At 68.5% G+C, this 1,704-nt stretch carries 2 protein-coding genes; one reads left to right on the top strand and one right to left on the bottom strand.

Annotation, left to right across the window (positions count from 1 at the left end):
- A partial coding sequence (locus tag AS25_RS14895) for a hypothetical protein (protein WP_216594108.1) occupies window positions 1-485 on the top strand: 485 nt, incomplete at its 5' end.
- A 46-nt stretch (window positions 486-531) separates the two neighbouring features.
- Here AS25_RS14895 and AS25_RS05630 read toward each other — a convergent pair.
- On the bottom strand, window positions 532-1,593 hold the full coding sequence (locus AS25_RS05630) for an IS481 family transposase (RefSeq protein ID WP_035963043.1): 1,062 nt from the start codon (window positions 1,591-1,593) through the stop codon (window positions 532-534).
- Between the last annotated feature and the right edge of the window lie 111 nt (window positions 1,594-1,704).

The following is a 1,704-nucleotide window of genomic DNA, read 5'->3' as shown; positions in this document are numbered from 1 at the left end:
GGGGAGCACTCGGGCTGCTCTTCAGCCAGGTGCTGTTCACTCCTGATCCCCTGCGACTCGTCGCCGGTCACCTAGACAACGTGCTTCAGGAGAGAGCAGCCGCGTTGAGTGGCATCGCGCACGCCGCCGAAAGAGGTGACCAGAACCTCGCTGCTGATGCGGCGCGTCGCGCCCGCGCCGCTGCCGCCGAACTCGGCCCCCTGACAGCAACTCGCAGCACCAGTCAGGACATCGCCGCGCGCACCCTCCGGGGTCGCCGCCACGCCAGGCGGTCGCAGGACGTTGTCGGCCGCGTCGACGACGCGCAGATCATCGTCGCGGCCGTCCTCGTGCTGACCGACGACCTCCATAAGACTATCGCCGACGGCGTCCGGATCGACCCGGACTTACCCACAGTCTTGCACCGGCTCGGTAGTGAGGCGACAAATGTCCACCGGCACCTCGCCACCGAACCACCGAACCGCCCAGACGGTCGGATGATCTGACCGACATTCGAGCTGAACTCGCCGAACTTATCGTTTACCGACACCCCTAGATGTAAGAGGGCATGACGTTATTGACACGGGCCGGGACGCGTGAGGCCGGGGGCTTTTCGCCGCAGGCAGTGTGCGGGCGGTGGTAATTATAGTGATTGACCCAGGTCCCGATCGCGGTCCGGCGGTCGTGCTCGGTGGCGTAGGTCCGGGTGTAGAGGACCTCGTCGACGAGCAACCGGTTGTACCGCTCCACCTTGCCGTTGTGCCTCGGGGTGTAGGGGCGGATCCGCTGGTGCTTCGAGGCCAGGGCCTCAACGGTGCGGGTGAAGTCCTTGGCCCGGTAGTTGGCGCCGTTGTCGGTGACCACCCGGTGGACCCGCTCGATCCCGTGAGCGGCGAAGAACGCCCTCGCCCGGGCGAAGAACCCGATCGTGGTGGTGGCCTTCTCGTCGTCGAGGGCCTCGGTGTAGGCCAGGCGCGAGAACCCGTCGATGGCGGTGTGCAGGTAGGTGTAGCCGATCCTGGCCCCGGGACCGCGTTTGGCTGCCAGGGCCTTGGTCGTGCCGCGGCCGTGGGCACGCCACCCGCCGCCGTAGGGAATCCTGCCGACCTTCTTCACATCCAGGTGGACCATGTGCCCGGGCCAGTGCGCGGTGATCCGCCGCGGGACCCGGCGGGAGTCCTCTCCGTCCGGGGTGAGGTCGCGCAACCGGGAGATCCCCAGCCGGGCCAGCCACCGGCCCACGGTGCGCAGCGCGATGGTCACGGGGGCGTGGAAGGGCCCGGGGCCCTTCTCGTCCTGGGGGTCGTTGTCGTAGCCGCCGGCGCTCAGGTGGTGCCAGATGCGCCGGGCCGACCACTTCCGGCCCCGGCGCAGGGCGTCGATGCGCTCCACCACCTCCGGGGCCGTGCGGAACGGACTCCCGACAGGGGTGCAGGGCCGGTCGGCCAGGCCATCCTCGCCGTCTTCGAGGTAGCGGGCCACCCAGGTGGACACCGTCGGACGGCTGACGTGGAATTCGGCGGCGACGTGGGCCTTGGGGATCCCGTCCTCGAGGTGACGGGCCACCATGCGCAGCCGGCCGGTCGGGGTCAGGGGTGCATTACGGTGGGTCATGAACGGGCTCTCTCGTACGGACGGACGGTGTAGGAACTTCCATCCTGTGGCGAGGAGCCCGTTCCTCATCTCATCGACGCACCCGCGACAAGAACCTCATGACCCACAACA

This window comes from Kocuria marina (assembly GCF_000786655.1).
In the GTDB taxonomy this organism is placed as follows: domain Bacteria; phylum Actinomycetota; class Actinomycetes; order Actinomycetales; family Micrococcaceae; genus Kocuria; species Kocuria marina_A.
The sequence above is the reverse complement of the archived record's forward strand: the minus strand, read 5'-3'. Positions and strand labels throughout refer to the sequence as shown.

What these genes read in the sequence shown, in the direction of transcription:
- AS25_RS05630 (WP_035963043.1), bottom strand. Translation starts at nt 1,593, where the DNA reads ATGACCCACCGTAATGCACCCCTGACCCCGACCGGCCGGCTGCGCATG.